Origin of the sequence: Pedobacter aquatilis (genome assembly GCF_030409415.1) — a bacterium.
GTDB lineage: Bacteria > Bacteroidota > Bacteroidia > Sphingobacteriales > Sphingobacteriaceae > Pedobacter > Pedobacter aquatilis.
Window position 1 is genome coordinate 108,158 of sequence record NZ_JAUFPW010000009.1, and the last position, 25,080, is coordinate 133,237.

Below are 25,080 nucleotides of genomic sequence, written 5' to 3' on the forward strand. Positions count from 1 at the left end.
TTTAAACTTTCTACATTTAACTCTGAACTTCAGAGTTCACTTTATGCCAAATCATTACCTGATTACCAAAGATTTTAGAGAAACCCTTAACGTCTTCCCCGCTCCAGGCATTGTTCATTTCGCCGTAGCTGCCAAATTTATTGCTCATCAAATCATGTTTCGATTCTATACCAATAATTTGGAAACGATAAGGCAACAATTCAACAAAAACTTTACCGCTAACCACCTTCTGCGTATCTGTTAAAAAAGCTTCGATATTGCGCATAATTGGATCATGGAATTGACCCTCGTGCAGCCAGTTACCATAGAAAGAAGATAATTGCTCTTTCCAGCTTAACTGCCATTTCGTAAGCGTGTGTTTTTCTAAAGTATGGTGTGCCTTAATAATTAAAACTGGTGCCGCAGCTTCAAAACCCACGCGACCTTTAATACCGATAATCGTATCGCCAACGTGAATATCGCGACCGATACCAAAAGGTTGAGCCATGGCTTGAAGTTTTTGAATTGCCCTAACAGGTGCTAAGGTTTCACCATCAATCGCTACTAATTCACCTTTTTCAAAAGTAAGTTCAACCTTACGGGCTTCTGTTTCAGTTACCTGAGTTGGCCACGCACTTTCGGGTAAAGTATCATGGGAGGTTAAAGTTTCTTTACCACCAACCGAAGTTCCCCACAAACCTTTATTAATGGAGTAAGTTGCTTTAGCTGCACTATACTCAACACCATGTTCGGCTAAATATTCTATTTCCGCTTCGCGGGATAATTTTAAATCTCTAATCGGTGTAATGATTTCTACACCTGGAATTAAGATATTAAAAATCATGTCAAAACGTACCTGGTCGTTACCTGCACCCGTACTACCATGCGCAACGTAATCTGCACCAATTTTTTTAACATAATTAGCAATTGCAGTAGCCTGACTAACACGTTCTGCACTTACAGAAAGTGGGTAAGTTGCATTTTTTAATACGTTTCCGTAAATCAAATACTTAATACACTCATCATAGTAACTCTCAGTTTCATCCACCACAGCGTGAGATTTCACCCCTAAAGCATAAGCTCTGTTCTCAATTTCCTCCAATTCCTCATCAGAAAAACCACCAGTATTTACAATTACAGAGTGAACTTCCAATCCACGGTCTTGTGCTAAATAAATACAGCAAAATGAGGTATCTAAACCTCCGCTAAAAGCTAAAACTACTTTGTTCATTACTTATTGAATAATAGGGTAAATAAAAACATTATTACTTTTAAGCCAGATTTAGGCTTAGGTTTAACAACTAAACGTTGCTTTATGCGCATAAATCGCTCATATAACTTAGGTTTCTTTTGCAGTTCTTCAGCAAATTTTTTAGCAGCATCGTGCTTTTGCGTAGCAGGGTCGTAAAGCATAGCAGTGCACATGCAGTTTTTACGTTCCTTCATTTTCAAAATCTCGAAGTTTACACAGCTTTGGCAGCCTTTCCAAAATTCTTCATCCTGCGTTAATTCAGAATAAGTTACTGGCTCATAACCTAAATCAGAATTAATTTTCATTACAGCCAAACCCGTAGTTAACCCGAAAATCTTCGCTTTTGGATATAAGCTTCTGGAAAGCTCAAAAACCTTTTCTTTGATGGCATGGGCCAAGCCTGCTTTTCTAAATTCAGGCGATACGATTAAACCTGAGTTGGCAACAAATTGCCCATGACTCCAGGTTTCGATATAGCAAAAGCCAGCCCACGTACCATCCTTATGGAATGCAATAACCGCTTTACCTTCTTGCATTTTATTTGCAACATAGTCAGGAGAACGTTTTGCAATGCCCGTACCACGTGCTTTAGCAGATTCGGCCATCTCGGTTACGATTTGTTCTGCAAATACACGATGTTCAGGAAGTGCAACCTGCACTATAAATTCGTTAATATCCATTCGTTTTCTAACGAAAAATTATAAGTATTCTTGTTAATTGGGTTTTTAGAGAGGATCAATTCCTCATAGCGTTTAGTTGAGTACTAAATACGCGGAGTAAAATTTTGCCGACTTGTGGGATAGTAAAATACGGGTTGAAAACGATTAATAAATAAACTTTCACCAGCTACTAAATATGCTGTGATATTCGAAAGTTTATGTAAAAATTGTTTAATCATTCTTAACGTATTAAAACGGCTTTAACTCCATTGAGGTGCAAAGGTTTAAATAATAATTGAGTTACACAATATTAAACTGATTTTTTTATGTTTTAATGATGATTTTTTAAACTAATCTGACTAACGAAGCTATTCTGAAATGGATTACGAGGTAAAATTTACAGCTGAAACGGACTTTAACATATGCTTAACAAGATTTAACATTTGTAAACATCTATTAAATCAATATTTGCATAGTGTAGCGAATGCGATTCCTAATTCGTTCCAATTTTAAAATTTAAACAAAATCCTCTATTAATTATGTGCAACTTTACTCAACACAAAACACGTTTTATAATTTTTGCTTTAGCAGTATGCTCAACCATTTTAAGCGCTTGCGGTAAAACTGAAACAATCGATACAACTATTTCTTATGTGAGAGTTGTTAATGGTTCTCCTAGTTTATCCACCTTTAATGTTTATTTATCTGGCAATATCATAAATTCTGCTGCCTTACCATTTCTGGGCTCAACATCCTATGTTTCAAGAAGCTCAGGTGCTTATGGCTTAAAATTTACCAGCGCAAGTAGCACAGATGCATTACATACTAAGGACATAACCTTAAACCCAAGTTCGAACTATTCTTATTATCTGGTAAATAAGCCTGGGCAGTTAGATGGTTTTTTAGTTGCTGATGATGTCTCCTTATCAACAAGCGATAAAGCTTACATTCGCTTTATAAATTTATCTGTTGATGCGCCTGCATTAGATTTAGCAAAAACTGGTGCTGCAACATCATTAATTAATAATAAAGCTTATAAAACGGTTAGTTCCTTTATCACTGTTGATGCCGGTACGATTTCATTAGATGTAAAAGATACCGCAACTGGCGCCATCAAAACAACAAAGGCTGATGTAACACTCGCTGCGGGTTTTCATTATGATATTATTTGTGGCGGTTTGGTAACGCCGGCTAATGATACTGAAAAACCCCTAAGCTTGCAGGTTCTAGTTATAAAATAATTAATTAAAAACAGTTAACACAAAACATAAATTCTCTTCGTTTCAGGCCAGTTTCACAACTGGCCTTTTTTTGTTACATCTACTCAGTTGGAACGCAATCTAAAACAATAATAGCTTATTTAGAATTAGTCAAAATAAATTTGGATAAAAGAAATATGAACCGTTATTTTGCAACTGTTTATAATTAATCCAAATAAATATAATGAAAAGATTTATACCTGTTTATTTAACAATTTTACTTTTACTTACATCCATACAAGTTTTTTCCCAGCAATTTGGTTCAATTAAGGGTGTTATCAGAACCAAAAATGGCAAATCCGCAGCATATATTTCAGTTGGATTAAAAGGTAGCGGAAATGGAACCACTACAGATGATAATGGACAATATACCATCCATCGTATCAAGGCAGGCACATATACAATCAAAGTATCAGCCGTTGGTATAGAGTCAGCAGAAAAATCAATAACTATTCTTGCCGGAGAATCCAAAACAGTAGATTTTACACTCCAAGAAACCGATCAGGCTTTGGAGGATGTAATTATCGCAGGAAAGAAGAACAGATATAAAATCAGCCTTCCATCGGCATCTTTAAGATTAAACGAACCTTTACTTGAAGCACCTCAAAACATTCAGACCGTAAGTGATCAAGTTATAAAAGACCAGCAAATTATTAGTATGAGTGATGGTTTGATTAGAAATGTAAGTGGTGCAGTACGTGTAGAACACTGGGGAGATATGTACACCAACATTACTATGCGTGGTTCTCAAATTCAGGCCATGCGTAATGGCTTTAACGTCGTTTCATCATTTTGGGGCCCACTTACTGAAGATATGAGTTTTGTAGATCACATTGAGTTCGTTAAAGGTCCGGCGGGGTTTATGTTAGGAAACGGCGACCCAAGTGGCATGTATAATGTGGTAACAAAAAAACCAACTGGATTTAATCGCGGAGAAGTGTCGTTCACATTAGGAAGTTATGATTTATACAGAACCAGTATTGATTTAGACCGCAAATTAACCAGCGATGGTAAATTATTGTTCAGGTTAAATGGTGCAGCGCAAACTAAAGGTTCTTTCAGACCCTACGAACAAAACGACAGATATAGCATTTCTCCTGTTTTAAGTTATCAAATTACTGATAAGACAAAATTCACTGCGGAATATACTTTCCAAAATGCGAAAATGACTGAAGTTGGCTCTTATTATATTTTCTCGCCAAATGGTTATGCAGCCTATCCAAGAGAATTAACAATGACTCAGCCTGGCGTTCCGCCGACACGTATTAACGACCAGAGTTTATTTTTAAACTTGCAGCATAATTTTGATGAGAATTGGAAATTAACCGCTCAGGCTGCTTATTTTAAATACGATCAAATGGGCTACAGTTCGTGGCCTTCTGCAGTAAACGCAAACAGCACGGTTATCAGAAACGTTGCAATTTGGGATGCAGAGAGTAGCATGAAGTTAGCACAGTTATTTATTAATGGGCAAGTTAAAACCGGTGGAATTAATCACCGTATTTTGGCTGGTTTTGATGGAGGAAAGAAAAACTATCTTGCAGACTGGGGTCAATCTCACGATTTAGACTTAGCTTCTTCACCATTTGATTTAAATAATCCTAACTATAATTTTCCATCAAATGGCTATCCAAACTTCGACCGTGCAACATCTTTGCAACAAAGGGCAATTAATGCTGGAGGTTTAATGGATTCTAAATATTTAAGTGGTTACGTTCAGGATGAGTTAGGTTTTTGGGCAAATAGAATTCGTTTAACATTGGCTGGGCGATATACTTATGTTAGTCAGGCAAATTGGGGTGGCGCACCATATAAAGCTAAAAAAGTTACACCAAGAGTTGGTTTAAGTGTATCACTTGATAAAAACACGGCAATTTATGCGGTTTACGATGAAGCATTTACGCCACAAAGTGGATTACTCCGCAATGGCGGAAAAGTACAACCCATTACTGGCACAAACAATGAAATCGGTATTAAAAAAGATTGGTTTGATGGTAAGTGGAACACTACTTTATCAGCGTATAGAATCCTTAAACAAAATGAGCTAACAGCCGACCCAACAAATACACCTGGAACCAACTTTAGTGTTGTTTTGGGAGAGAAAAAAGCACAAGGAATTGAATTTGATTTAAGAGGTAAAATTACTGATGGATTAACTTTAGTTGCAAATTACGCTTATACCAATGCTAAAGTAACCGAAGTTACACCAGGAGTTACCGGAATTAGTGTTGGTGATGTAGTTCCAGGTTTCGCAAAGCATGTTTCAAATGCTTGGTTAACCTATACCTTACAAAACGGCTCATTAAAAGGTTCTGGTATTTCTGCAGGCTTTACATATTTAGCTGATAGAGCAACCGATACCTGGAGTGTTGGTTTACAAAAGTTACCGAACTATTTTAAACTAGATGGAGGTTTATTTTACGAGCGTCCGAAATTTAAAATTACAGGTAATGCCTTTAATATCCTTAATAAATACCTATTCAGCGGTTCTTACTACGAGTGGTTAAACGCGTATTACTATCAGGCAGAAGCGCCAAGAAATTACAGAATTACTGTTGCTTATAAATTTTAATTAACATCAATGTTTGTAAAGAAAAAGAAAAAAACTTTAAAATATTGGATTGGACAAATTCACTTATGGCTCGGATTAACATCCGGGCTATTCGTATGCTTTTTAGGCATCACCGGTTGTATTTTAGCTTTTGAAAAGGAGATTGAAAATGTAACCCAACCTTACAGGAAACTGGAAATCCAGAATAAACCCTTATTATCACCTACGCAGTTAAAAGAAATTGCTGATAAAGCACTTCCAAATAAGCACGCCCATAGTGTTACCTATCAGCCTGGTAAAACCACGCAAGTTGTTTACTATAATTTTGACCCAGAATACTATTACATCGTTTTTGTAAATCAATATACTGGTGAAGTATTAAATGTTAAAAACATGAATGATGATTTCTTTAGAATCGTTATCATGGGACACTATTACCTTTGGCTTCCTCCAAATATTGGTCAGCCTATATTAACAAGTGCTACATTAATTTTTGTACTTCTACTAATATCCGGATTGGTGTTGTGGTGGCCTAAAACAAAAGCTGCTTCAAAGCAACGGTTTTCGATAAAATGGAATGCAAAATGGAAAAGGCGTAATTACGATCTTCATAACATTCTGGGTTTTTATATGACCTGGATCGTCATATTTATTGCATTATCGGGAATGGTAATGGGTTTCCAATGGTTTGCCAAATCAATGTACTTCGCAACATCAGGAGGAAAATCCTTAACAGAATTTACGGAGACTTTCTCTGATACAACCTCTAATTCGAATCTGAAAATTAACGCATCAGCAGCAGATAAGATTTGGCAAAAATACTTAGAAAGTGACCCAAAATTTAAAGGTAGTATTGATGTGCACGTTCCGGAAAATGAAAAAGCATCAATAGAAATTGCTAAAAACCCAGATCCTGAAACCTACTGGAAATCAGATTACAGATATTACGACCAACACACATTGAAGGAATTGGAAGTTAAACATGTTTTCGGAAAAATTAAAAATGCAACAGTTGCCGATAAAATTTACCGAATGAATTACGATATCCATGTTGGTGCAATACTTGGTTTACCTGGAAAAATTTTAGCTTTTTTTGCAAGCTTAATCGCAGCAAGTTTACCAATTACCGGTTTCATTATTTGGTGGGGCAAAAAGAAAAAGAAAAAAAATCCCGCAGTTGCGGTTTGATTAACACAATCATAATTAAAAATAAAATGAAAATTTTAAACTTAATATTAGTTTTAGCAGCACTTATTTCTGTTAAAGCTTTCGCTCAAGATAAATTAGAGCAAGATCGAAAAGCTATTAAATCATTGGCTGGTTTTTATAAAGTAAATTTCAATTATGGCGAAGTAACTTCTCCAGATGCAAATTATCAGTTCAGCAAACCTTACAGAAGTCATGGTAAGGAATGGGCAGAAATTATTGTAGATGAGCCAAAAAGAATTGTTATTCAGCACATGTTAGCGATTAATGATTCTACAGTTATTAAACACTGGCGCCAAGATTGGACTTACGAAGACACCAACATTATGCTTTACACGCAGGATAATGCTTGGAAAAAAGGGAATTTAACAGCTGCAGATGTTAAAGGGAAATGGACTCAAAAAGTTTATCAGGTTGATGATAGTCCCCGTTATCAGGGAATAGGAACTTGGAGCCATATTGGCGGACATGATTCTTGGTCTAGCGAAACAGATTCTCCCCTTCCAAGAAGGGAATCGACAGTACGTAAAGATTACAACGTTTTAAATCGCGGCAGCAGAATTAACATTACGAAAGATGGTTGGATGTTTGAACAAGACAATAAAAAAATTGTTCGTTCTCCACAAGGTGATAAATTAATTGCAGTAGAAAAAGGCTACGAAGAATTTACCAAAATTGACCCAAAAGCCTTTGCCTTTGCACAAAAATGGTGGGCTAGCCAACAAACTTATTGGGCAGATGTACGCAATGTATGGGCAGATATTATCGGCTCAAATGATACATTTAAAGTAAAAACAATGGCGAATGGAAAATTACTGTACGAAACACTTTTTAATCTTGGCGACCAATCTATTAAAGAAAAATGGACTGCAACACAAAACAAAGAAAAGGTGAAAACCGCCTTACAACCGTATTTAGCTAAATAATAAGAAGATATTCAGACCCCTTTAAAGCCGTTTAATGTAAAAGTTAAATGGCTTTTATTTTGAGTTAAATTTCATTCACTAAATTAGCTTATGCATATTATATCTATAAGGAAAATTCTTTTGCTGCTGTTTCTAATTAATTCGATAAATGGCTTTGCACAAGACTCAACATACACTCGTAATATCATCAAAACCCTAACTTCAAAAAGTTTTTGGGGAAGAGGTTATACTAAAGATGGGATGGCAAAAGCAGCAAATTTTCTATCATCCGAATACAAAAAAATTGGAGTGTCAACTTTGAGTGAAAATTATAAACAGGATTTTACTTTCGCTGTAAATACTTTCCCCGGTAAAATGAACCTGAAAATTGATGGCAAAAAACTAGTTCCGGGTGTAGATTTCATTGTTGAACCATCCAGTAATAGCATAAATGCAATTATAGATGTGATTAAGGATAGCTTAAATTTAGCAGATGTGGCAGGATTAAACTTTCAAGTTGAAGAGAGATTAACCTGGTCTGTAGCGCAAAAAGTTCAAGATAGGACAACACTTATCGTTAAAAAATCTGCTATTAATCAGCCTTACAAATTGATAGAGGTTGATATTGAAAATAAATTTCTCCCCGATTTCAAGGCGTCGAACATTGTTGGGATTGTAAAAGGCACAAAATATCCCGATTCGGTTTTAATGATAACCGCACATTATGATCATCTTGGCGGAATGGGATCAAACACTTATTTCCCAGGTGCAAATGATAATGCTGCTGGCGTTGCAACCTTGTTAAGCCTTGCAAAATATTATGCGGCAAACCCACAATCCTATTCAATCGGTTTTATATGTTTTGCTGCCGAAGAAGCTGGCTTATTAGGCTCTAAATATTTTGTGGAAAATCCAATAGTTCCATTAAGTAATATAAAGTTCCTGCTAAATTTAGATTTGGTTGGAACCGGCGAAGCAGGAATGACAGTTGTTAATGCAAGTGTTTATCCAAAAGCTTTTGCGTTATTAAATGAGGTTAATCAAGAACAAAAGTTAATTTCCAAAATTAACCCGAGAGGGAAAGCAGCAAACAGCGACCATTATTTCTTTAGTGAAAAAGGAGTACCTGCGTTTTTCTTTTACACCCAAGGAGGGCCAACTGCTTACCACGATGTTTTCGACACAGAGCAAGATCTCCCCTTAACAGAATACAATGATTTATTTAAGTTGATTATTAGTTTTAATAAAAAAATGATGGAGTAGGCTAACGATTGAATAATTTTAAATACTCAGCCAAAGTTGTAAGCCCCACAGATTTTCTTCTAATATCTACATTTTCAGGGTCTGTAATTGGAAACGGCTGACTTTTTTTCAACTCAACATTATATCGAACTTGTGTTCCATAGATTTGCTTTTTACCCTCACTTACTAAAATTCTATCTCTAAGCATAGCATTATTCGAAGCCGAAGCGTTTTTGCGTTTAACTTCTTTGTCCATTAAGAATAGCGCTTTCTTTTGAAGAATTAAATCGTCATCGCAATGCTGAATTATCGACCAAAATTGATTACTTGCTTCCGTTCCAACTAAATTATATCCCGGAAAACCGTATTTCAAAATAATTTTTTTTGCCAAAATTAAATTCCCACTATCAGTTTCAGCTAACATCTTATTTACCGTAGGCTCATCATAGTCAGATTTTTCGCCAAAATTAATTTTGTTGTATTCAGCTCTCCATTTTTGATCCTCTTCAAACATCATATTTATGCTTTTTGCTAAAGCTGAATTTATTTTTGATTGCCCAAACGAATTTAATGCAATAAACGATAAGAGAAAAAATAAAGAAATCTTCATACTAACTAATTTTTTAGGTAAAATAACATTTATATTTAAAATAAACCATTGGTATAAAATTTTAACCCGTTGGAATAATTAAATACTCACAGTTGTATCTTCTTTTAATATTTGAATCAACAAATTAAAAACAAAATTCTCTATGAAAAAGATACACCAAATCTGCTTATCGCTATTAATTTTAATTGGCGCAACACTCACTTCAAAAGCGCAAATTGAAATTGTAATTGTTGGTTCAAGTCATAACAATTCTAAATCAAAACAAAACTTTGAGGCAGTAATAGAAAAATTAAAGAATTTCCAACCTGATATGGTATTCGGCGAGTACATACCAGCAGCAGACTACGCAAAACTTGAAGATAATAACTGGGCTAAAGAAGGATTTGCAAAAAAAGTGAGTTTCATAGAAAGACTTAATCCAGAAACCCCTAAAAATTTAAATACTAGGATTAAAAAAAATCAAAAAGCACTTTCATCTTTCCCTTATTACCATAAAACAAGAATGGAATTGGCTGTTGAATATGCTAAGAATTGGGATAGAGGAAATTTCGACTATCAGATTTTCGTTTTGGAGAGTTACATGAAGCAAAATTTTGGTAACGAGGAAAAAGCCACTTACAATAAAATGTTTGGCGGTACGGATTCTTTAAAGAAGCTAAATGTTTTCAGGCCTGCCAGTGAATACAATAAAATTTACTTTCCACTAATCTATCAGCTTGGTCAAAACCAAATTTACAATATGGATTGCCAGGCTTATGACAAACCCTGGGGTGCTGCATGGGGCAAAACTGATTCACTTTTTAAAATTTTGTCGGCTAAGGCAAAAAATGATAGCCTTTCTCCTGAAGCAAAAACTTTAAAAGCAATTGAAAAATACTCAAACTACGCAGATAGCGAAGAGAAGAAATTTATTAACGACGAATATGCAGGCATGAATACTGATGAATACGCAAAACTTAATGATGCGTGGAATTTTTACGGTGGCAAAAAGTTTTATGGCTATGCAGGCTTCCCAACCGAAGCGGTTAAAGAAATGATAGCACAATGGACCCTAAGAAATGAGGGCATGTGTAAGAACATTATGGAACAAGCAAAAGCAAAAAATGCCAAAAGAGTTGTGGTTGGTGTAGGTGCGGCACATCGCAAAATATTGGAAGAAATTCTAGCCAAAAACAGCGATGTTAAAATTATAAATTATAATGATTTGAAGTAATAAAAACTTTTGAGTTAACGCTACCCACTATCGTCATTTCTTGGTACGAATCAATGCTTGCAAATTGCTTCGTACCAAGAAATGACGATAATTATTCAGCCAGTACCAACCGAACGAGATACTGATCTTCCTCATCATCAAAAATAATTTCTGCAGTCCAACCAGTTTCTGTTGCCATCTCGGCTATGGTTTTCTTATCAATATATAACCAATTGAACCAACTGCCTTTTTCGCCTTTATATTCATATTGGTAGGAAACTTCACCATAATACTTATTTTGAGGTTTTGGCAAATCCTCGTATAAATAAGCAATATCAGATGTATCAAAAAGGACTTGCCCATCAGGGTTTATTAACGATTTTAACTTGATAAGAAAGTTTTTAAAGCCTGGTAAAGTTCCAGTTAAACCAATACCATTCATTAACATTAAAATGGTATCAAATTTTTCGTTAAAAGTAAAAATATCTTGATGGATTGCATTTTTAACCCCTCTATCCTTCATAATTTTAACAGCAGATGCTGAAATATCTATTGCAGTTACATCAATATTAAAGGCTTGCAATACTAAAGCATGACTTCCAACACCGGCACCAATATCTAAAACTTTACCATTGCACATTTGTAAAGCTTGTAATTCGAGCACTGGCATATCCTCATCATCTCTGAAGAAAAAATCAACAGGCATTTCTTCAGGTGCATCATAAGAATTGTGTAACCAAAGTATATCGGCTTCACCAGTCTCATAAAAATCTGCAATTGCCTTTCCAAAAACGTCCATGCGGTAAATATAAGAAACAAGGATTGAGGAGCAAAGAATAAAGAACAAAGCCACAGATTAACAGATTTAAAATAAAATAATCTGTTAATTTGTGGCTAGGATAAAACTTTTATCAATAGATTCAGTCTATTTCAAATTCTTGATGATATTCTGGAATGGCAACGTTTTTAAAGCCTTGTTCTTTTAATCGCGTAGCAAAATTCTGCTGCACATCATATTCTCCATGCACTAAAAACAATCGTTTTACTTTTTCAGGATCTTGGCCTGATAGAAATTGTAATAAATCTTCGTAATCGCCATGCGCACTCATAGATTTAATAGATTGCACCTCTGCTTTCACATCGTATTCGTCATTAAATATTTCAACAACTTTTTGTCCGGCAATTAAGCGACCGCCTAAAGATGATGGCTCACAATAACCAACCATTAAAATTGTATTTTTAGAATTGCTGATGTTATTTCTGATGTGATGCTTTACACGCCCGGCTTCTGCCATTCCCGATGAAGAAATAATTACGCATGGTCTTGGGTCGGCATTCAAGGCTTTTGATTCTTCTACACTTTCGATAAAACGTAAACCTTTGAAAGCAAAAATATCGTGATCAATTTTTAAAATCTCTTTAACTCCATTATTGTAAACTTCAGGATGATTTTTCAAAATTTCGGTTGCCTTTGATGATAAAGGACTATCAACAAAATACTGAACATCGGGGAGTTTGTTTTTTAATTCCATACTGTTTAAAGCATACAACAGCTCTTGCGTACGCCCAACGCTAAATGCAGGGATAATAACTTTGCCCATTTTTATTTTACACGTATTATTAATCACCTCATAAAGCATATCTTCAATAGGCTCCAAATCCTTATGTAAAGAATCGCCATAGGTTGATTCCATTAAAATATAATCTGCCTGACTAAACTGTTGCGGACTTTTAAGCAACAAATCTCCATACCTGCCCACATCGCCACTAAAGGTAATTCGGGTTGCTTTGCCATCTTCAGTTATTGTTAAATGAACGGCAGCACTGCCTAAAATATGACCAGCATCTGTAAATTTTAAATGGATATCAGATTGTATTTCGAAATCTTCCTCATAATCAACAATTTTCATCCGCCCCACTGCCTTAGTTACATCTTCATCTGTGTAAAGCGGCACTTCTTCTTCCTGCCCTGGTTTTAAATGGCGGTTAGAAAATTCAGCATCTTGCATCTGTATTTTAGCAGAATCCATCATTAAAATTCTGGCCAAATCCATAGTTGCGGCAGTGCAAAAGATTTTACCATCGAAGCCTTCGGCAACTAAACGCGGCAGCAAGCCACAATGATCTATATGCGCATGCGATAGGATCATATGCGTTATTTTTTTTGGGTCGAAACCAAAAAAGCCGTTTAGCTTATCTGTAACGTGTCCCATTCCTTGAAAAAGGCCGCAATCTAATAATATTTGAGTGTTATTTTTGAGCGTAATAAGGTGTTTACTTCCCGTAACGGTTCGGGCAGCACCATGAAAGGCAATTTTCATTTATCGATGGTTAGAAATTATAATTGAATAAAAATGCCGGAATTATCCGGCATCTCCAATTATTTTTAAGCTTTTATATCAGATATCTTATCTTTTACTTTATCGGCAACTCCGCTTGCTTTACCAGCCAAATCAGACAGCTTTTCTTTTGATGAATCTAACAAATCGCAGAACCAATCTGATAATTTGTTTTTAACATCGTTATTCGAATCTGAAGATAACGCTAATGCAATTGTAGCACCCAATGCTGCTCCGGCTAGTACGCCTACTACTATTTTTGTTTCCTTTGTCATAATCTTATTTTTAATTATTAAACATAAATTAGTGCTCGCTGTTTTTATTTTTTTTAATAACACAAAAACCAATCCATAATGAAAAATATCTTTTTTATCGATTTAGATAATACGATTTATTTTACGAAACCTAATGAAGAACAATTAATGGGTGGACTTTATAAGGTTTTAGAAACTGAAGATTTGGGAATTTCTGAGGAAAAATATCTCGAAGCAAAGGCAGAAATGCTTAGAACACCGTTCCAAAAAGTTGCAGCTAAGTATGGTTTCAAACAAACAGCTATTGATAAAGCCGTTAAATATTTAGTAACTGGAGAAGTGACAGCACCTTTAAACCCTTCGGATGATTATCATTATATTAAAAATCTAAAAGGCAGAAAATTTATTGTAACCGCAGGTTTTTTAAGAAAGCAAACCACCAAGGTAAAAATGCTGGGTATTAGTGATGATTTTGAAGAATTATATGTTGTAGATGTAACAACCTCAAATAAAAATAAAAAGGATGCGTTTGAAGCATTAATAAAAAAGCACCAATTAAATCCTGATGAAATTTTAGTTATCGGAGATGATGCAGAATCCGAAATTAAATTCGGATTGGAACTAGGGCTATCAACTTTTCTTTTAGATCCTGACAATATTCATCCTAATGCACAAACTACATTTAGAGGAACTGATTTGAAAACACTTCCTGAGGCTGCTGGTCAAGCTTAAAAATTAAAAAAGTCCCGATTTTCATCGGGACTTAGATTTATCCTCTGCCACCTCTTGTTGGTCTTCCACCTTCACTACTTCTTTCTCCACCACCTCTGTTTTGTTGTTGGGGAGGTGCTTGTTGTCTATTTTCAGCAGGGCGTTCAAAACGTTGTTGACGCTGTTGTTGAACTTGCTCATTTCTTTGCTGTTGCATTTGCTGCGAACGCTCTTGCTGTTGCTGGCGTTGTTGCTGCATCTGCTCATTACGTTGTGCTCTTTGCTGATCCATTTGCTGACGTTGTTGTTCTGCTTGCTGAGAACGTTGTTGTTGCATTTGTTCATTACGCTGTGCTCTTTGCTGATCCATTTGCTGGCGTTGTTGTTCAAACTGCTGAGAACGTTGTTGCTGCATTTGCTCATTGCGCTGCGTATTTTGCTGCTCACGACTCACTCGCTCCTGTTGGCTGCGTTGCTGCATTTGTTGAATACGTTCCTGACTACGGTTTCCCTGTTCTCTTGTACGGTCCATCGCTTGCCTATTTCTTTGCTCGGCATCACCTAAATTTTGATTCGCTCTGTCCGTTCTTCCATTTGCATCACGATTATAAACTTCAGGACGGTTATTAGGTTGATTATCTCTACGATTATCAACATTTCCATTGTCTCTTCTATTAGGTTGAGTCATCCTGTTATCGTTTCTTTCTCCAAAACGATTATCGTTTCTGTTTCCATCTCGCTGATCGCGGTTAGCGTAACCAGTATCTCCCCTACCATTTCTGTTGAAACCAGCATTGCCTTGCTCAAATTTTCTAGGTGCTGCGCTTCTGTTATCTACCGCACCACGTTCTGGTCTCGGACGATAAATTGAAACTGCTCTATCATTAACTCTTCCAACACCAGGTCTGTTACTCTGCTCAAAGCGATAAACTCTAACATCTCTATTGGTTGCTCTTCTAATATCTTCCATCCTCGGACCACCGTAATAACTTCTTCTGTTGTACACATAAGTATTATTTATAATCGTTGTATTACGGATGTAAACATTGTTTCTGCCATAATCATACCTCGGGAATCTGTTAATATAAATATTGGTTTGAGGGATGAAATTCCAGCAAAAATCTGGAACCACATAGCGGCGACCAAAGCTTAAGTTTATACTGATTGCCGGAGCCATTGGTGCCCAGCCATAATATCCATCGCCACTTCTCCAATCTACCCACGCTGGTCCCCAGTTTGTATCGGGAAGCCAAATCCACTGCCTGTAGTTATTAATTACCCATCTTCCGTAGTGAAATGGTGCCCAACCCCAGTCGTAATTCGAAACCCAAGTATTACCATATTCAGTCATTACCCATCTACCATTTGTATAATATGGGCGAAAATCGCTTTGGTCTACATCAGGACGCCAAACATAACCGTATTGCGGGTCTTGAATCCAGGTACCATAAGGAGAAAGCTCATCATAGAAAGTTTGCAAAGAGACATTACCAGTGTTGTAACCATCATTCTGGTAGTTTTCTTCGTAGCCTTGCGCCCTGGCTAAGGATGTGGTTCCGGCAAGGAGCGAAAAAAGCCCCAGCACAAGCGCCGTAGTTTTCAGTGTTTTCATTTGTGTGTTTATTTAATAACCTAATTTGTGTGTATCAATTAGAGAACCAATTTTAGATTTGGTTTAATATGCATGCATAGTTTTATTAAATGATTGAAAATACTGACATGGAGGGCATATTTAACTAATTATTAACGATTTGAATTGATATTAATTGTGCAGAAAATAAGTCAATCAGGAATAAAATTTGCTACACCAGTGTTTATAAAATAGAATATATCGCGAATGATTTGATTTTTAAAACATATATTCTATTAATTGTAAGTATTTTTGCATTATGCAAAATGGCACCTTATATCTTATTCCTGTACCGCTTGCGGAAGAAGCAGCAGCTAAAACTTTTACACCATATTTGGTAGAAACGATCAATAAAATTGATACTTACATCGTTGAAAACAGCAAAACTGCCCGCAAATTTTTAAAAGAAGCTGGACTTAACACTCCACAAAAGGATTTAATTGTACATGATTATGGCAAACACAACCGAAGCGACTTGAATCAGTTTTTTCACGAACTTAAGGCGGGTAAAGATGTTGGGTTAATGAGCGAAGCTGGTTGTCCGGGTGTTGCAGACCCAGGTTCAGATATTGTTGCAGAAGCACATAAAAGAGGCATTAAGGTGATGCCATTAGTTGGTCCAAGTTCAATTCTTTTGGCTTTAATGGCCTCTGGCTTTAACGGACAAAGTTTTGCCTTTTGGGGATATTTGCCTATTGATAAAGAACAGCGCACCAAACGTATAAAAGATTTAGATTTATCAGCCAGCCGATATAAGCAAACGCAAATTTTTATAGAAACGCCTTTCCGTAATAATCAAATGCTTGAAGAAGTGTTGAAAAGCTGTAAACCGAATACCCAACTTTGTATCGCAAGTAATTTAACCGCCGGAAATGAGTTTATAAAAACACAAAGTGTTTACAACTGGCGCAAAGAAAAAATTGATTTACATAAGCAACCTACCATATTTTTGCTGTATTAAGGGGATGATAGAAAAAAGAGCAAGGAACAAAGGTTAAATTAACCTATTATCTCCTTGCTCTTTTAATCTATTTTCCATACATACCTTTGGCATCAATGAAATCAATTACTTTATCAGGCAAAAAGAACTGTACATTTTTATTGTCAGAAATGGCTTTTCTAATAAATGTAGATGAAATCTCCATTAAAGGTGTTTTCGTAAATGTAATTGATGGATGGTTTTCCCATTCTGCTACATCGGCACCTGGGCGTGGGTAAACAAAAATTTCGTAGTCTTTTAGCAAAATCTCGTAATTTTTCCACTTCTTAAATGATACCAGATTATCAGCACCCATTATCAAAACAAATTTATTATTTGGATAACGCTCCATCAGATGTGTTAAAGTATCAATTGTATAAGATGGCTGCGGCAAATTAAATTCGATATTACTCACCTTAATATTAGTCGCATTTTGAGTTGCTAATGTTGCCATTTCCAACCTATCGTACATATTAGCCAAACCACTTTTCTCTTTCAAAGGGTTATGTGGCGAAACAACCAACCAAACTTCATCTAATTCGGTATGATTTGCCATGTAATTGGCAATAATCAAATGCCCGGTATGTATTGGGTTATAAGAACCGAAGAATAGACCAATTTTCATATGGAGATTTTCAGTTTGTTTAAAACATCATTGCGAGGTACGGAGCAATCTTTCTTACAAAATAGATTGCTTGGTATCTCGCAATGGCGAATATTTATTAAAATTTGCAGAAAATTACTTCTTCAAAAAATCGCCAACAAGCTTTTCAGCTTCTGCGCAGGCGATTTCTAAATCGTAATTTTTTAAAATCACATCAAATTTATCTGCATAAAGCAATTCCTTTTCGGCCTTTACAAAACGTTCCTGAAGCTTTTCGGCGCTATCCGTTCCGCGGCCGCTTAAGCGTTCTTTTAGTACTGCTAATGATGGCGGCTGAACAAAAATGGCTAAAGCATCTTCTTCATATTTTCTTTTTAAACGAAGACCGCCCTCTACATCAATATCAAAAATAACATGCTTATCTGCATTCCAGATGCGTTCTATTTCTGAGCGTAAAGTACCATAGAAAGTTCCGTTGTAAACTTCCTCAAACTCTACAAATTCCTGGTGTGCAACTTTATGCAAAAACTCTTCTTTTGAAATAAAATAATAATCATTTTCATGCTGCTCAGCACCTCTTGATTCGCGGGTTGTAGCTGAAATGGAGAAACTCAGCTCAGGAAATTTCTTAAGTAAATGATGTACTATTGTGGTTTTACCTGCTCCTGATGGTGCTGAAAATATAATTAATTTGCCTTGCTTCATATTTCTGAGACTAAGGCATAAAGCTTAAAGCCCAAAGCTTTAGTCTTTGAGCTTTAAGCTTTATGCTTTCTATAACACATTTAATAACTGTTCTTTAATCTTCTCTAACTCTTCTTTCATGCCCACAACAAACTGCTGCATTTGTGCATCATTTGCCTTGGCTCCCATTGTATTAATCTCCCTACCAATTTCTTGAGAGATAAAACCTAGCTTTTTGCCGTTTGCTTCCTTACTTCCCAATGTTTGAAGAAAATAGTCACAGTGACTTTTTAAACGGGTTTTTTCTTCGGTGATGTCAATTTTATCAATATAGTATATCAATTCCTGTTCAAAACGGTTTTGGTCTATATTAACCTTTCCAACCGCCTCATCTAAAAACTGGGTAAATTTATCGCGAATTGCAGTAATCCGTTTAGGTTCAAGTTCTTCTACCGATTTGAAATAGGAAAGAATATTTTTAATCCTCAACTCTAAATCTGCCTTTAAAACAGCGCCTTCATCTGCTCTAAATTTGTTAAAATTAACCAGCGCATCATTAAAAATTTTATACAACTCATTCCATTCATCCTCACTAACACTTTCTTCCTTGTAACTTATTACTTCAGGGAAAGTTAATGCCGTTTGCAATAGATTACTACTGTTGGCCTGCAATTCATTATTTACCGCCAATAACTGTTTGTAATAATGAGCAAGTAAAGCTGTGTTAATATTTGCTCCGGTAACTTCACCTAAATTTCTATCAACCGTAATGCTTAAACTAACTTTACCACGTTCGATATCTTTACTGCATATGTTTCTCAGGATTAGCTCCTTATCAGAAAAAGCTTTAGGATATTTTAAGTTCAGCTCAAGAAATTTGCTGTTAAGCGATTTGATTTCGACACTATACTTAGCATTTGCATAATCGGCTGTAGCCAGTCCGTATCCTGTCATGGATTTTATCATGCGCAAAGGTAAGAAAAATTTGAAGAGTTTTACCTTGCAATAAGGTGCTCCTAAATTCAAAAAGCCTCTTTATTTTTAGAAGCGGAAAAACAGTGGTTCTTGGCAAACACAGTCCCGCCAATGCTGCAATCTTTTGGCTGGAGAACCTGTGCACCTAAACTTACGAAGTTTAATAAACACCTTGAGTGGAAACTTTTTAAATTTACTAAGCCAAAAGTATTTTCGCTATGTCGTGGCTATTTAACCAAGTTTTGCAAACATGGCAAATTTCTTATGCGGTAAGCTAAATAAATAACACAAATAATGCTGCGCCACAAACAAAGCGATGCGCATTAACGTTTTTTTAACAGTTTACATCAGCTACAATTGTTAATTTTACAAGAAAATCTCATCAAATGAAATTCAAATATTCTCTGCTCTTTTTACTTTTCCTTACCGTTACCGTGTGTACATCATTAAAGGCACAGGATTTTATTGTGAAGGGAGTTGTATTTGAAAAGGGTGCTAATGTTCGAATTGCACTTGCCAATATTACCAACGTTAGAACAAAAATTGGCGTAACCAGTAATGATTTGGGGATGTTTCAAATCAAAGCTGCTGTTGGCGATACACTTTTAATTAACAAAACCTACATGAACGACCAGAGAATTATTATCCATGGTCAGCAAGATATTTTGATTTATTTAGTTAGAGGAAGTACAGCTTTAAATGAAGTTACCATTTACGGTAACACTAAAAAACAAGATTTAGCAGAAATTAGTAAGGAGTTTAAAAATAAGGGCGTTTACAATGGCGGTAAATCCTCTATTCTATCTTCTGTATTTCATCCATTAAATGCCATTTATAATCTTTTTGGTAAAGATCCTAAAAATGCCAGAAGATTTGGCAGATATGCAGATAATGAAATTAAGCAATCGCAGATTGATGTTTATTTTAATCCCTCAATAATTAAAAACAATACAGAATTAAGAGGCGATACGCTTGAAAAATACATGATCGATTACCGTCCGGAATTTCAAAAAGTGCAGTACTGGAACAGCTACGATTACATAAAATACATTAAAGAGACTTCAAAGAAATTTACCGATACTTTAGGAAAAGGGAAATAGTGGGTTGGTAATTTTCAAAATCCAATTATCAATAATAAAATCCCAATTTTCAAGAATCAATTATCAAATCACAGCAGAAAGATTTAGAAATCTAAGTGTAAATAGTGGAATGGTTAAGCCGGATGGAAAATGAACCAGTTAACTAAATAGACAGTGCTTCACAAGCTTTTTCAGCAGCTAGTTTTTCAGCATTCTTTTTATTGTAATCTCTACCAATTCCAACTTTTTCCGCATCAACAACAGCACTGATAGTAAATAGTTTATTGCTTTCGCCTTCACCGTTTTCAACCAGCTCGAATATTATATCCTTACCATGTCTTTGGCACCATTCAATAAGTTTACTTTTGAAATTGGTTTCGGTTAATTCAAGCGTATGGATATCGATATGAGGCTTAACAATTCTACGTAGTAAAAATTCTTTGGTAAAATTGTAGCCTTTATCCATGTAAATTGCACCAATTATGGCTTCAAATGCATCGCCGAGCATAGAATTGTGCTTAGTTTGAATGCTTACAGAACGCTGATCAAATTGGATTAACTTATCAAAGCCCATTTTCTTAGCCAATTGATTTAGATTAGCCCGATTTACAATTTTAGAACGCATCTCGGTTAGAAAACCTTCTTCCTTGTAAGGATAATGCTTAAACAGCAATTCTGCTATTACCGAACCTAAAACTGCATCTCCTAAAAATTCTAACCTTTCGTTACTGCTTCTACTGCCATTTTTTAAAACTTTAGCCACAGAGCGATGCCTGAACGCCATTTTATACAGCGAAACATTACCTGGTATAAACCCAAGAATATTCTTTAGCTTTTTAACAAATTCCTTTTCGGGAGAGATGTAAAGTTTATATAATTTTAATAACGGCATTAAATAAATAACACAAATTAACGGCTAATCAGCATATTTAACTAAGTTATCTATTTTTAATTAGCATACAAAATTATATAGCAGGGCTGATGAAATTATTCTTCGTACTTCTTGAAAATTACTGAAGCATTGTGACCACCAAAACCAAAAGTATTACTTAATGCAGCTCTAACGGTACGTTTTTGAGCTTTGTTAAATGTAAAATTCAATTTCGGATCAAATTGCGGATCATCTGTAAAGTGATTAATTGTTGGAGGAACAATATCATTTTTAACAGCAAGAATTGCAGCAATTGATTCAATAGCGCCAGCGGCACCAAGTAAATGGCCAGTCATTGATTTGGTAGAGCTGATGTTTAATCTGTAAGCATCTTCTCCAAATAAATCGCCAATTGCTTTAGTTTCACTAATATCTCCAAGCGGAGTAGAAGTACCGTGAACGTTAATATAATCAATATCTGCGGTTGTTAATCCTGCATCTTTCATGGCGTTGGCCATTACCATTTTGGCGCCTAAACCTTCTGGGTGCGGTGCGGTAATGTGGTTTGCATCAGCACTCATACCACCACCAACAAGTTCTGCATAAATTTTTGCACCTCTTGCTTTAGCATGTTCAAGTTCTTCCAAAATAATAGTTCCAGCACCTTCACCAGCAACAAAACCATCACGATCTTTATCAAATGGACGTGAAGCGGTTTGCGGATCATCATTACGTGTAGATAATGCATGCATGGCATTAAAACCACCCATCCCTGCTTCGTTAATAATTGCCTCAGAACCACCGCTAATGATAACATCTGCCATACCCAAACGGATATAGTTAAATGCATCAATCATTGCGTTTGTAGAAGAAGCACATGCCGAAACAGTTGCAAAATTTGGCCCACGTAAGCCATATTTAATTGAGATATGCCCTGGAGCAATATCTACAATCATTTTAGGAATAAAAAATGGATTGTATCTTGGCGTACCATCTCCTTTAGCGAAATTAGAAATTTCATCTAAAAAAGTTTTCAATCCACCGATGCCTGCACCCCAGATAACTCCGATACGGTTAGTATCCAATTTCTCAAAATCAAATCCTCCATCCTTAACGGCCTCATCAGTTGCTACAAGGGCATACTGTACAAACGGATCTAGCTTGCGGGCTTCCTTTTTTTCCAAAAAATCTTCCGGATTAAAGTTTTTTACCTCGCATGCGAATTTAGTTTTGAACTTTTCAGTATCAAAACCCTTAATAGGAGCAGCGCCACTCACCCCATTAGTCAATCCTTCCCAAAAATCGGGAACATTATTGCCTATAGGAGTGAGCGCACCCAACCCTGTTACTACTACTCTTTTTAATTCCATTTATACTGAAAAAGCGTAATTCTATTTAACGTTTTTTTCCAAATAAGCAATCGCTTGACCAACTGTACCGATGGTTTCAGCCTGATCATCAGGAATAGCTACATTGAATTCTTTTTCAAATTCCATAATTAACTCTACGGTATCTAAAGAATCTGCACCTAAATCGTTGGTGAATGAAGCCTCTGGCGTAACTTCGCTTTCGTCAACACCTAGTTTTTCTACGATAATAGCCTTAACTCTTGAAGCAATATCAGACATAATTTTATAATTTAATGGTTAAATAATTCTGTGCAAAGAAAAATAAATTCTTACAATTTTCAAATGTTTTTATTTCGACACCTAATTTTGGCTCTCAAATAACAAGCGAATATAGAATTAGTTTTTTAATTTCGTTCTGTAAATAATTTATTTCGCTTTGAATAAAACTTACTTAAAATTAACCTTAGACCTTGATTTTACACTAATTGCGGTAACAGCACCGCTGAAAGACTACGTTTTATGCCACAAAATTAATACGCGTTTAAACACTCAATTTGAGAAGATAGACGACCATGAAATATTTTTTAACATTGATGAACCAGCATGGTATTTCTCCAAGTATTACTTTTTTGTTGAGCAAGGTGAAGTGGAATATTACCTAATTAGTAATAAAAGCAGTGATGGTGTATTGGTTCCGGAAATGAATAATGTTGACTTTTTTATAATTATTAAAGAATTTATAGATAAGGAAGATTTGAATTATTTAATAAACGGATTAAATAAACTACCTGATATTCAGGTAGCTGCAAAGATAGACCCAACTAAATTAAAATCGAAAGAGAATTTGGTAATATAAAAATTATATACTTGGTGTATTAATTACACTATATTTGAGGGTTATAAAAAACTGTACAAAACAAAATATATATAAAAATTAATGCGGTTTAATTAATTTAGATAATTAATTAGAAACAGAAATCGCATTGCTAAATCAAATAATTAAATGAAACCTTTTCATTCCAGAACAAAAATTGTAGCCACACTCGGCCCCGCTTCAGCTAAACCAGATGTATTATATAGCATGTTTAATGCAGGTTTGGATGTTTGTCGTTTAAATTTCTCTCACGGTTCACAAGCAGATCATCAAGCGGTTTTGGATACCATCCGCGATTTGAATAAAAAATACGATTATAATGTGGGTATTTTGGCCGATTTACAAGGGCCCAAAATCCGTATTGGTTTAGTTAAAGAAGGTGGAATTAATCTTATTAACGGCAAAACAACAATCATCACTACGCAAGAGTGTATTGGTAATGAAGAACGTATTTACATCACATACCAAAATTTCCCTCAAGATGTTCAGGCAGGAGAAATTATTCTTTTGGATGATGGAAAGCTGCAAATGAAAGTGCTATCTACTAACTTGAAAGATGAGGTTGTTTGCGAAATTGTTCATGGTGGTATTTTAACATCAAGAAAAGGTGTTAACCTTCCTAATACAAAAGTTTCTATCCCGTCATTAACACCAGAAGATAGAGAAAACCTGGAGTTTGTTCTTGAAAATGATGTTGAATGGATTGGTTTATCTTTCGTACGTAAGGCTGAAGATATTATCGAACTTAAAAAAATAATTGCTGAGCGTGGTAAAACTGCCCGTGTAATTGCAAAAATTGAGAAACCTGAGGCTATTGCAAATATCGATGAGATTATTGCAGTTACTGATGGAATTATGGTTGCCCGCGGAGATTTAGGTGTTGAATGCCCAATGGAAGAAGTGCCTTTGTTACAAAAAATGATTGTAGCAAAATGTAGAGCAGCTTCGAAACCAGTAATTGTTGCTACTCAAATGTTAGAAAGCATGATCACTACACCTCGTCCAACTCGTGCTGAGGTGAATGACGTGGCTAACTCAGTTTTAGATGGTGCAGATGCGGTAATGTTAAGTGGCGAAACATCGGTAGGTGAATTCCCGCTGATTGTTATCGAAACGATGCAAAAAATTATTCAAAACATTGAAGAAAATAACTATCCTTTCCATCCGGATAAGTTTTTAAAACCAAAATCTCCATCATTCTTAAGTGATGCAATTTGCGATTCGGCTTGTTTCTTAGCTAAACAAACTAATGCTGTTGGTATTGTCTCGATGACTTTAAGTGGTTATACTGCTTTTGAAATTTCTAGTCACCGACCAGAAGCTTTAACTTTCATATTTACAAGCAACCGTGCTTTGTTAAACGCTGTAAGTTTATTGTGGGGTGTTAGAGGTTTTTACTACGATAAATGGGAGAGTACAGATAATACCATTATTGAAGTTAATGAATTCCTAAAAAGCAAAAAATTGGTTAAACAAGGTGATATTATCATTAATACCGCTGCTATCCCGATGGAAGCAAAAGGTAAAACCAATATGTTAAAAATTACTGTTATTGATTAATTTCAACGACAAATAAATATTAAATGCTTCCAATTTAATTGGAAGCATTTTTTTTTGAATAAAAAATATACTTTTGCTATCCATTCGGAGAGGTGTCAGTCCAAAGGACCCCTATGGGGAGTGGTCGATCGAGCACGCTTGGAAAGCTCTAATAAACTTTCTATAAAATTATTAACTTGCATTAGAAGATAATTATGTTTTATAGTTACATTTTAAAAAGCTGCAAGGATGGAAAGTACTATTATGGCAGTACTGAAAACTTAGAAGTGACATAGATCAAACATAATAATGGAGGTACAAAATCAACAAAAAATAG

At 35.5% G+C, this 25,080-nt stretch carries 24 protein-coding genes; 11 read left to right on the plus strand and 13 right to left on the minus strand.

What is annotated here, in order from left to right; genetic code table 11:
* Positions 1-16 precede the first annotated feature (16 nt).
* Positions 17-1,210 (minus strand): argininosuccinate synthase, encoded by a 1,194-nt coding sequence (gene argG, locus QWY86_RS02605; protein ID WP_290238386.1) that lies wholly within the window; start codon positions 1,208-1,210, stop codon positions 17-19.
* Positions 1,210-1,911 (minus strand): GNAT family N-acetyltransferase, encoded by a 702-nt coding sequence (locus QWY86_RS02610; RefSeq protein ID WP_290238388.1) that lies wholly within the window; start codon positions 1,909-1,911, stop codon positions 1,210-1,212. The genes argG and QWY86_RS02610 overlap by 1 nt, the downstream gene beginning before the upstream one ends.
* 518 nt (positions 1,912-2,429) lie before the next feature.
* Here QWY86_RS02610 and QWY86_RS02615 point away from each other — a divergent pair.
* The 5 genes from QWY86_RS02615 to QWY86_RS02635 all read left to right on the plus strand — a co-directional run bounded on the left by QWY86_RS02615 (position 2,430) and on the right by QWY86_RS02635 (position 9,074).
* Positions 2,430-3,131 carry a DUF4397 domain-containing protein gene (locus tag QWY86_RS02615; RefSeq protein ID WP_290238390.1) on the plus strand — a complete coding sequence of 234 codons (702 nt, stop codon included), beginning with the start codon at positions 2,430-2,432 and terminating at the stop codon, positions 3,129-3,131.
* Between the two features lie 202 nt (positions 3,132-3,333).
* The gene (locus QWY86_RS02620) at positions 3,334-5,721 is read left to right on the plus strand and encodes a TonB-dependent receptor (protein ID WP_290238392.1); all 2,388 of its coding nucleotides are present in this window, start codon (positions 3,334-3,336) and stop codon (positions 5,719-5,721) included.
* 9 nt (positions 5,722-5,730) lie between these two features.
* Positions 5,731-6,888 carry a PepSY-associated TM helix domain-containing protein gene (locus tag QWY86_RS02625; protein ID WP_290238393.1) on the plus strand — a complete coding sequence of 386 codons (1,158 nt, stop codon included), beginning with the start codon at positions 5,731-5,733 and terminating at the stop codon, positions 6,886-6,888.
* A 26-nt stretch (positions 6,889-6,914) separates the two neighbouring features.
* Complete coding sequence (locus QWY86_RS02630; RefSeq protein ID WP_290238395.1) at positions 6,915-7,832, plus strand: DUF6607 family protein; 918 nt, start codon at positions 6,915-6,917, stop codon at positions 7,830-7,832.
* A gap of 90 nt (positions 7,833-7,922) precedes the next feature.
* A complete protein-coding gene (locus QWY86_RS02635) occupies positions 7,923-9,074 on the plus strand; it encodes a M28 family metallopeptidase (RefSeq protein WP_290238397.1) in 1,152 nt (383 codons plus the stop codon).
* A 1-nt stretch (position 9,075) separates the two neighbouring features.
* Here the strand turns inward: QWY86_RS02635 and QWY86_RS02640 are convergent, their stop codons facing one another.
* A complete protein-coding gene (locus QWY86_RS02640) occupies positions 9,076-9,663 on the minus strand; it encodes a DUF6624 domain-containing protein (RefSeq protein ID WP_290238400.1) in 588 nt (195 codons plus the stop codon).
* Positions 9,664-9,805: 142 nt separating this feature from the next.
* Between QWY86_RS02640 and QWY86_RS02645 the strand changes: the two genes are divergently transcribed.
* Complete coding sequence (locus tag QWY86_RS02645; RefSeq protein ID WP_290238402.1) at positions 9,806-10,876, plus strand: DUF5694 domain-containing protein; 1,071 nt, start codon at positions 9,806-9,808, stop codon at positions 10,874-10,876.
* A 91-nt stretch (positions 10,877-10,967) separates the two neighbouring features.
* Here QWY86_RS02645 and QWY86_RS02650 read toward each other — a convergent pair whose 3' ends face one another.
* The 3 genes from QWY86_RS02650 to QWY86_RS02660 form a co-directional block, all read right to left on the minus strand.
* Complete coding sequence (locus QWY86_RS02650) at positions 10,968-11,654, minus strand: class I SAM-dependent methyltransferase (protein WP_290238404.1); 687 nt, start codon at positions 11,652-11,654, stop codon at positions 10,968-10,970.
* Positions 11,655-11,775: 121 nt separating this feature from the next.
* The gene (locus tag QWY86_RS02655; RefSeq protein WP_290238406.1) at positions 11,776-13,176 is read right to left on the minus strand and encodes an MBL fold metallo-hydrolase RNA specificity domain-containing protein; all 1,401 of its coding nucleotides are present in this window, start codon (positions 13,174-13,176) and stop codon (positions 11,776-11,778) included.
* 65 nt (positions 13,177-13,241) lie between these two features.
* Positions 13,242-13,469 carry a YtxH domain-containing protein gene (locus tag QWY86_RS02660; protein WP_290238408.1) on the minus strand — a complete coding sequence of 76 codons (228 nt, stop codon included), beginning with the start codon at positions 13,467-13,469 and terminating at the stop codon, positions 13,242-13,244.
* 78 nt (positions 13,470-13,547) lie between these two features.
* Here QWY86_RS02660 and QWY86_RS02665 point away from each other — a divergent pair, with 78 nt between their 5' ends.
* Positions 13,548-14,180, plus strand: a complete 633-nt coding sequence (locus QWY86_RS02665; RefSeq protein WP_290238410.1) for an HAD family hydrolase — start codon at positions 13,548-13,550, stop codon at positions 14,178-14,180.
* Positions 14,181-14,217: 37 nt separating this feature from the next.
* On the opposite strand, the gene QWY86_RS02670 is transcribed toward QWY86_RS02665, so the two are convergent.
* Positions 14,218-15,771, minus strand: a complete 1,554-nt coding sequence (locus QWY86_RS02670; RefSeq protein ID WP_290238412.1) for a DUF6600 domain-containing protein — start codon at positions 15,769-15,771, stop codon at positions 14,218-14,220.
* A 277-nt stretch (positions 15,772-16,048) separates the two neighbouring features.
* Between QWY86_RS02670 and QWY86_RS02675 the strand changes: the two genes are divergently transcribed.
* Complete coding sequence (locus QWY86_RS02675; RefSeq protein WP_290238414.1) at positions 16,049-16,750, plus strand: SAM-dependent methyltransferase; 702 nt, start codon at positions 16,049-16,051, stop codon at positions 16,748-16,750.
* A gap of 67 nt (positions 16,751-16,817) precedes the next feature.
* On the opposite strand, the gene nadD is transcribed toward QWY86_RS02675, so the two are convergent.
* The 3 genes from nadD to QWY86_RS02690 all read right to left on the minus strand — a co-directional run bounded on the left by nadD (position 16,818) and on the right by QWY86_RS02690 (position 19,010).
* Complete coding sequence (gene nadD / locus QWY86_RS02680) at positions 16,818-17,393, minus strand: nicotinate (nicotinamide) nucleotide adenylyltransferase (RefSeq protein WP_290238416.1); 576 nt, start codon at positions 17,391-17,393, stop codon at positions 16,818-16,820.
* A 114-nt stretch (positions 17,394-17,507) separates the two neighbouring features.
* Positions 17,508-18,077: a guanylate kinase gene (gene gmk / locus QWY86_RS02685; protein WP_290238418.1), complete on the minus strand. Its 570-nt coding sequence runs from the start codon at positions 18,075-18,077 to the stop codon at positions 17,508-17,510.
* 69 nt (positions 18,078-18,146) lie between these two features.
* The gene (locus tag QWY86_RS02690) at positions 18,147-19,010 is read right to left on the minus strand and encodes a YicC/YloC family endoribonuclease (RefSeq protein ID WP_290238621.1); all 864 of its coding nucleotides are present in this window, start codon (positions 19,008-19,010) and stop codon (positions 18,147-18,149) included.
* A gap of 407 nt (positions 19,011-19,417) precedes the next feature.
* Here QWY86_RS02690 and QWY86_RS02695 point away from each other — a divergent pair, with 407 nt between their 5' ends.
* Positions 19,418-20,131 (plus strand): hypothetical protein, encoded by a 714-nt coding sequence (locus QWY86_RS02695; RefSeq protein WP_290238420.1) that lies wholly within the window; start codon positions 19,418-19,420, stop codon positions 20,129-20,131.
* A 142-nt stretch (positions 20,132-20,273) separates the two neighbouring features.
* On the opposite strand, the gene rnc is transcribed toward QWY86_RS02695, so the two are convergent.
* From rnc to QWY86_RS02710, 3 genes are all read right to left on the minus strand, one after another.
* Positions 20,274-21,002 carry a ribonuclease III gene (gene rnc, locus QWY86_RS02700; RefSeq protein ID WP_290238422.1) on the minus strand — a complete coding sequence of 243 codons (729 nt, stop codon included), beginning with the start codon at positions 21,000-21,002 and terminating at the stop codon, positions 20,274-20,276.
* Between the two features lie 95 nt (positions 21,003-21,097).
* Entirely contained in the window at positions 21,098-22,351 is a 1,254-nt protein-coding gene (gene fabF, locus QWY86_RS02705; RefSeq protein WP_290238424.1) for a beta-ketoacyl-ACP synthase II, read from the minus strand.
* Positions 22,352-22,372: 21 nt separating this feature from the next.
* Positions 22,373-22,609: an acyl carrier protein gene (locus QWY86_RS02710; RefSeq protein WP_008508386.1), complete on the minus strand. Its 237-nt coding sequence runs from the start codon at positions 22,607-22,609 to the stop codon at positions 22,373-22,375.
* Positions 22,610-22,766: 157 nt separating this feature from the next.
* Here QWY86_RS02710 and QWY86_RS02715 point away from each other — a divergent pair, with 157 nt between their 5' ends.
* Both QWY86_RS02715 and pyk read left to right on the plus strand, forming a co-directional pair.
* Positions 22,767-23,186 carry an IPExxxVDY family protein gene (locus QWY86_RS02715; protein WP_290238490.1) on the plus strand — a complete coding sequence of 140 codons (420 nt, stop codon included), beginning with the start codon at positions 22,767-22,769 and terminating at the stop codon, positions 23,184-23,186.
* Between the two features lie 147 nt (positions 23,187-23,333).
* Positions 23,334-24,764, plus strand: coding sequence for a pyruvate kinase (gene pyk / locus QWY86_RS02720; protein WP_290238492.1), 1,431 nt, complete (start codon positions 23,334-23,336; stop codon positions 24,762-24,764).
* The last annotated feature ends 316 nt before the right edge of the window (positions 24,765-25,080 follow it).